The sequence below is a fragment of the Candidatus Magnetobacterium casense genome (assembly GCF_019173545.1).
In the GTDB taxonomy this organism is placed as follows: Bacteria; Nitrospirota; Thermodesulfovibrionia; order Thermodesulfovibrionales; family Magnetobacteriaceae; genus Magnetobacterium; species Magnetobacterium cryptolimnobacter.
The window spans coordinates 1-7,161 of the sequence record NZ_JABXWD010000176.1; the positions used below are offsets into that span (position 1 = coordinate 1).

At 50.0% G+C, this 7,161-nt stretch carries 5 protein-coding genes; all 5 read left to right on the forward strand.

The window, feature by feature from the left end; all coding sequences use genetic code 11:
• A partial coding sequence (locus HWQ67_RS10270) for a cell division protein FtsQ/DivIB (protein ID WP_218252600.1) occupies positions 1 to 794 on the forward strand: 794 nt, incomplete at its 5' end.
• A gap of 20 nt (positions 795 to 814) precedes the next feature.
• Positions 815 to 1,996 carry a cell division protein FtsA gene (gene ftsA / locus HWQ67_RS10275; protein WP_255317220.1) on the forward strand — a complete coding sequence of 394 codons (1,182 nt, stop codon included), beginning with the start codon at positions 815 to 817 and terminating at the stop codon, positions 1,994 to 1,996.
• A gap of 59 nt (positions 1,997 to 2,055) precedes the next feature.
• Positions 2,056 to 3,222: a cell division protein FtsZ gene (gene ftsZ / locus HWQ67_RS10280; RefSeq protein ID WP_040333781.1), complete on the forward strand. Its 1,167-nt coding sequence runs from the start codon at positions 2,056 to 2,058 to the stop codon at positions 3,220 to 3,222.
• Between the two features lie 436 nt (positions 3,223 to 3,658).
• Entirely contained in the window at positions 3,659 to 5,086 is a 1,428-nt protein-coding gene (locus HWQ67_RS10285; RefSeq protein WP_218252601.1) for a patatin-like phospholipase family protein, read from the forward strand.
• A gap of 161 nt (positions 5,087 to 5,247) precedes the next feature.
• The gene (locus HWQ67_RS10290; protein WP_255317219.1) at positions 5,248 to 7,065 is read left to right on the forward strand and encodes a thioredoxin domain-containing protein; all 1,818 of its coding nucleotides are present in this window, start codon (positions 5,248 to 5,250) and stop codon (positions 7,063 to 7,065) included.
• Positions 7,066 to 7,161 lie beyond the last annotated feature (96 nt).

Below are 7,161 nucleotides of genomic sequence, written 5' to 3' on the forward strand. Positions count from 1 at the left end.
GCTTGAACTACATAAATAAAAAAATACTCGGCAGACAACATCTCTTTAAGAAAAAAGCGGACAAGACCATGTCCCTGAGACTTATCGTTGCCATAGCGGCAATTGTCATCCTGACAGGGTGCGCAACGGCGGGCGTATATATGTTTATAAAGGCCGATTTCTTAAAGGTTAAGCACCTGCACCTCGAGGGCAATTTCCACCTCCGGGAAGCCGACATGCTCAGACTACTAAACGTAAATGGAAAGAGCCTCGCAACCATGGACTTTAACAATGTCTCCAGGGGACTGTTTGTCTCCCCATGGGTCAGGCACGTGACGATGAGAAAGGAGTTCCCCAATACGTTGTTTGTCCGGATAAAGGAAAAAGAGCCTGTCGGACTCCTCTCCGAAGGCAATGATACATACCTGGTGGATAACTCCGGCCAGAGGCTTGAAAAGGTAGAGCTTCCCACTTCGGCGTCATCTGATGCCCCGGGACGCCCCTCGTTGCCCGTCATCAGCGTTGATGCGGCCAACCACAAGACCTACGACAACGCCCTGAGACTCATTGAGGCCCTGGGCAAAAACAGCGTAACTCAAGGAAAAAGCATCCTGATAACCGGGGCAAAACCCGAAGAAATAGCCATCCGTATAAACGACACCCTCGTCCTCTTAGGCTCGGGCGATTACGATAAAAAGCTCAAAAACTACCTCCAGCTCAAGGACGAAATCACCGGCAAAAACATCCCCATAGAGTACATAGATATGAGATTCTCACAACGCCTGATAGTGAAGCAGGCCAGGAGGCCGTCCTGAAAGACACAATCGTTGCCGGGCTGGACGTTGGAACGAGCAAGATATCCACGATCGTGGCGGAGGTCAGCGCCGCCTCGATCAGGTTCCTTGGGGTCAGCACGACACAGTCGCGGGGTGTCAGAAAGGGCATGATCATAGATATGGAAGCGGCCTCAAGGGCTATCAGGACATCCATAAATGCTGCCCGCAAGCTCTCCAGCACCGAAATAACCGATGTCTACGCCGGCATGGCAGACAGCCACATCAAATGTATGCCCAACACGGGCGCCGTAGGCATAGCGCGCGGGATCATCCGGCAGCGTGACATCGAGTGGGCAATGGAGACGGCCAGCAGCATATATATCCCGCTGGATAAGGAAGTAATGCACATCATCCCGCTGGAGTACATAGTCGATGGCGAGGGGCAGATAACAAACCCCCTGGGAATGCGAGGGGTACGTCTTGAGGCCAACGTGCAGATAGTCACAGGTTCTGCAAACTCTTTACACAACCTTGTCCGGTGTTGTGAGATGGCCGGGGTATCGGTGGCAGACATCGTACTGGACCCCCTTGCCTCTGCCATGGCAACCCTCAGGGATGACGAAAAGGAGTGTGGATGCCTACTGGTGGATATCGGCGGAGGTACCACGGATATCGCACTGTTTAGGGACTCCAGGTTTATCAGCACATCCATACTGGACATCGGCGGCAACCAGATCACAAACGATATAGCCGTCTGTCTTGCAATACCGTTGCCGGAAGCCGAAAGGATACAAAAGGCCTATGGTATCAACGAATATAACGCCGGGGAAATTACCGTGGCTACAGCCGGCGGTGAAAAAAATGTCGATGGCAACCTTATCTCCGAAATCATACAATCACGCACTGAAGAAATATTAAACCTTATAAAGACTGAAATAGCACGTCTATGTGGAAACACCACGCCATCCTTTGGGGTGATCTTCACCGGCGGAGTGGCACAATTAAAGGGCTTTGAGATGTTGGCACACGCCGTCCTGAACATGCCTGTCAGGGTGGGGATGCCCGAGGGCAGGGACATGATCGAAATGGTCAGAAACCCCATATACGCAACCGCCGTCGGACTGATCTTGTACGCACAGAAGAGTATGGACGATCCGTCGTCTATGGAGCTGCTTGCGGGAGATCTGAGCCATATCAGAAAATGGATACAGGGACTGGTGGGCAAGCTGTTTTCAGCATAGTTGACAAAACATAGGGAATAAAGATTAAATAGATAGACTAAAAAGAGAGGGAGGTACACATGTTTGAACTGTTAGAGAGTAATGAAGGTAAGGCAAACATTAAGGTAATAGGTGTTGGTGGCGCCGGTGGTAACGCCATAAACAACATGATCATATCCGACCTTAAAAACGTTCAATTTATTGCCGTCAATACGGATGCGCAGGTGCTTCAGACCTCCATGGCTGAGTACAAGTTGCAGATAGGAGATAAGATAACCAGGGGGCTTGGCGCCGGTTCCAACCCGCAGGTAGGAAGGGAGTCCGCACTTGAGGACAACGAACGCTTACGTGAGATACTGGAAGGGGCCGATATGGTCTTCATCACGGCCGGCATGGGTGGAGGCACGGGCACGGGTGCTGCTCCGGTTATCGCGGAGATCGCAAGAAACCTCGGGGCGCTGACCGTGGCTGTAGTGACAAAACCGTTCTTTTACGAAGGCAGAAAACGCCTCAGCAACGCAACACTGGGCATCAAAGAGTTAAACCAGTTTGTTGACACCACCATTGTCATCCCCAATGACAAGATACAACTGGTCGTGGAAAAGGGCACACCGCTTGTAAAGTCTTTCGAAATAGCAAACGATGTCCTCAGGGACGCCGTCCAGGGTATCACCGACCTGATACTCGTCCCCGGACTGATAAACCTCGATTTTGCCGACGTCAAGACCATCATGCAGTACTCGGGCAAGGCCGTCATGGGCATAGGCAAGGGCAAGGGCGAACAGGGACACATAGAGGCCGCCAAAAAGGCCATCTCTAACCCGCTCCTCGAAGAAACCTCCATCGACGGAGCCAGGGGCATACTGATCAACATCACCGGAGGCACCGACCTCTCCCTGGATGCCGTACAAGGGGCATCGGAACTCGTTTTTGACTCCGCTCACGATGACGCCGATATCATCTTTGGCGCCGTGATCGACCCAACCATCACAGGCGAAGTCAAGGTCACCGTCATTGCCACCGGATTTGAAGACAAGAAGGAACCAAAGATGTCTCTGCCGGAGATGAGCAGGTGGAAGTCCACAGAGAGAGACCGCGTCTTTACCAGAAGTTCCGACAGATTATTGACCAAGAACCTCTTCGATTTCTCAAAAGAGGACAAGGTCCCAACCACAGAGCTGATGTCCTACGACGACGATATCGATATCCCAACTTTCATCAGAAAACAAAGAGAAGACAAGAGATAAAAGGCTTTCCCTCCAAACAGGGCAGAGGATATTCCTCCTCCTCACACATAACGATCCTCTGCCCACTCCTCCTCCGCCCACTCCTCCTCCTCTTTTTTCCTCCGGTCTGCGGGTGCATAACTTTTTAGTGGACGTCAGGATATTTTCGTATCTTCTTTTATATTTCATTGTAACGATACTTTTACGTATCCTGGATTCCTGGTCAAGCCAGGAATGACACACTTGTAAACATGTCCCTGGCTGAACAGGGAACGTCTGTAACTGTCATTCCTGCGAAAGCAGGAATCCATGCCTTTTAAGCGTGAAATAAAACGTACCCTGCTTAACTATATCCTGTTTTATGCGAAAAAAACTTGACAATTGTTCCTCCAGGTGTGGTATGGTATGAAATGTGACATTGTCAAACTAAATACAAGGTTTTTGAGGAGATTTATTTATGAATGGAGATGGGATAAAGATAGGGCTTGCTCTGTCTGGTGGTGGTTTTCGTGCATCGTTTTTTCACATCGGTGTGTTGGCGAAACTTGCGGAATGTGACGTACTGAGAAATGTAGAAGCTATCTCGTGCGTGTCGGGCGGCTCGATTATAGGTACCCATTATTACCTTGAACTGCGCAACTTGCTACAAACCAAATCTAATGACGAGATCACCCGCCAGGACTACATCGATATAATGAAAAAGATCGAAAAAGAGTTTCTTGCATCTGTCCAGCAAAACATACGCTTACGGATATTTTTTAACCTGTATGCCAACATCAAGATGCTTAGTCCACATTATTCAAGGACTAACCGCATGGGGGAGCTTTTCGAAGATATAATCTACTCAAATGTTGAAGATGGCCTGCACAAAGACAAAAGATGGATCAACGACCTTAAAGTACAACCGCTTGGTTTCAACGGTAACTTTGCACCAGCTCAACACAATTGTCAACTTAAAGCGAAAGTGCCAATACTCGTAATTAACACAACCAGCCTGAACACAGGCAACAACTTTCAGTTTACTGCGACCTGGATGGGGGAACCACCACGTGCCGATATAGAAAAAGATGTGGATGCAACATACCGTCTGAGACGCATGTACTATGAGGCAAAAGATACACCACATGAGTATCAGAGATACCGTCTTGGTTATGCTGTTGCTGCATCAGCATGTGTGCCGGGGCTTCTTGAACCTATTACGCTTGATGGCCTTTATCAGCACAGGTACAAAGCAGATAAAGATATACAGGTTCGTTTGGTAGATGGTGGTGTGAGCGACAATCAGGGGATTTCGGCTTTATTGGAGGAAGATTCCCAAAAAAATCATCTATGTAATGTATTGCTTGTCAGTGATGCAAGTGGTCAGATGGATGGTGATGATGACCCCGGCAAACATGCAGAGTCCACCATATTGCGTTCAAATAGCGTATTTCAGGCGCGCTTGCGTATTGCGCAATACAAGGAAATCTCTGCTCTTAAGAATTCGGGGCGCTTAAAAGCAATGTTGCTTTTGCATCTGAAAAAGGACATCAATGCACCAAGCGTTGATTGGATCGGATGTACAACCCAGTCTAATGTTAATGATGCCCCGATATATCCAGGGCCTTTGACTTCTTATGGGATAAATAAGAAATATCAGGAATGTCTCTCTAACATCAGAACTGACCTCGATTCCTTTTCAGATAATGAGGCACATGCCCTTATGGCAAGTGGTTATCTTATGACAGGAAAAATGCTTCCTGATGAGGTTAAAGGCATCTCCGATTGTTCCTATAAGTGTGATGAATGGGAATTTTTTAGAATGATTCCTATTCTGGGAAGTGAACGGGTCAACGACACCCTTCTTGAAGAACTCAAAGAGGCTTCAAAGATTGACTTGAAATAAATCCATTGACTGCAAAGGGTTGCAGTCTGCAACACAACCCATGTAATGCTGGAAAGGAGGGGTATCTGCCCCTTTTTTTTTTGTTCTTACGGTCAAATGTGATTGCCATGTATCCAGGGTTGACTTCACGTTGGAAGTTGCGTTAATATTTAGCCATCACAATGAGTCGTAATCGATTAAAGAATGAAAAGAGTCCGTACTTGTTGCAACACGCTGACAATCCGGTTGATTGGTACCCGTGGGGCGCTGAGGCATTTACGGCGGCACAGACGCAGGACAAGCCCGTGTTTGTCTCCATCGGCTACTCAACGTGCCATTGGTGTCACGTCATGGCGCATGAGAGCTTTGAAGACAACGACGTTGCGGCCATCCTCAACGACTCATTCATCTGCGTCAAGGTTGACAGGGAGGAGCGTCCGGACGTTGACAGCGTATACATAAACGCCTGCCAGATCATGACCGGTACGGCAGGATGGCCGCTGACTGTTATAATGACCCCCGACAAGAAACCCTTCTTTGTCGGGACGTACATCCCCCGGAGCACCCGTAATGGCTACCTGGGGTTGATTGAGATTGCCGCCAGGATCAGTGACCTCTGGCAGACCAGAAAAGCAGACCTGCTCGCCATGGCCAACAAGGCCATAGACGCCATGAAGGCATCACTGACCACCACCAACATCAACCCCGATTACGCACCCGATACATCGCTATCCGATAAGGCATACCAACAACTATTGGGTAAGTATGACCCTGAAAATGGCGGATTTGGCACTGCTCCCAAATTCCCCGCCGCCCACAACCTCATGTTTCTGATGCGACACTTCAGGCGCACCAACGACCCAAATGCCCTGGAGATGGTTGAAACAACCCTGAGCAAACTGAGACAGGGTGGCATCTTTGATCAGCTCGGATTTGGCTTTCATCGCTACAGCACGGATGCGCAGTGGCTGGTGCCCCACTTTGAGAAGATGCTGTATGACCAGGCAATGTTGACCATTGCCTATGCCGAGGCCTTTCAGCTCACCGGCAAAGGGGTGTACGAAACCACCCTCAGAGAGGTGCTGACATACGTGCTGAGGGATATGCGGGATGCACGAGGCGGGTTTTACTGCTCCGAGGATGCCGATAGCGATGGTGTTGAGGGGCTGTTCTATCTCTGGCGCTACGACGAAATCACGGAGGCCCTGGGTGAGACCGCTACGGTTGAACTTGCCATTGACGTCTTTAATGTGCGCAGAGAGGGCAACTTCCACAACGAGCTGACCAAGTCCATGGATGGCCGAAACATCCTCCATCTCAGGGATACACCGCCAAAGTCAGGCGTCAATACTGTCTTTGATGCGGTTGTTACGGAGCTGCTCCAAAAGAGGCGTCAGCGCATTGCCCCATTTAAGGATACAAAGATACTGACCGACTGGAATGGTCTTATGATTGGCGCCCTGGCAGTGGCTGCGAGGGTCGTCAATGAGCCGTTATATCTGGATGCAGCCAAAGCCGCCACCGACTTTATACTCACTGCCATGTCAGCGCCGGATGGCCGCCTGAGGCATTGCTACAAGGACGGCAACAGTTCCATTGATGCAACGCTCGATGACTACGCCTTCCTGGTGTACGGACTGACGGAGTTATACGAAAGCAGCCTCAATGCCGACTATCTGCATGAGGCAGGCAGGCTTAACAAGGTCATGATTGACGATTTTCAGGACACATCCGGCGGTGGATTCTATATGACCCCATCAGGCAACACGGAGCTACCCGTGCGTCCCAAGGACGTCTACGACGGGGCATACCCATCCGGGAACTCTCTTGCCCTGGTCAATCTCGTGAGATTAAGCCGCTTAACGGCAGACACCGAGCTCAAGGCAAAGGCACACCGGTTGATCAGCGTATTTGCCACCACGGTGCAACAGGCCCCCCTTGCCTATACGATGTTCCTCAACGGTGTTGACCTCTTTCTATGCGGGGAAAAAGAAAGGTAATAGTTCACCCCCCTAAGAAGAAGGAAAGAAAGGGGCGGTTTGTGGCAGGGGTGCCCCACCCCCTCCGCCCCCCTTCAGAACCCCCTGCAAGGGGGC

What these genes read in the sequence shown, in the direction of transcription:
- HWQ67_RS10285 (WP_218252601.1), top strand. Translation starts at nt 3,659, where the DNA reads ATGAATGGAGATGGGATAAAGATAGGGCTTGCTCTGTCTGGTGGTGGT.
- HWQ67_RS10290 (WP_255317219.1), top strand. Translation starts at nt 5,248, where the DNA reads ATGAGTCGTAATCGATTAAAGAATGAAAAGAGTCCGTACTTGTTGCAA.
- ftsZ (WP_040333781.1), top strand. Translation starts at nt 2,056, where the DNA reads ATGTTTGAACTGTTAGAGAGTAATGAAGGTAAGGCAAACATTAAGGTA.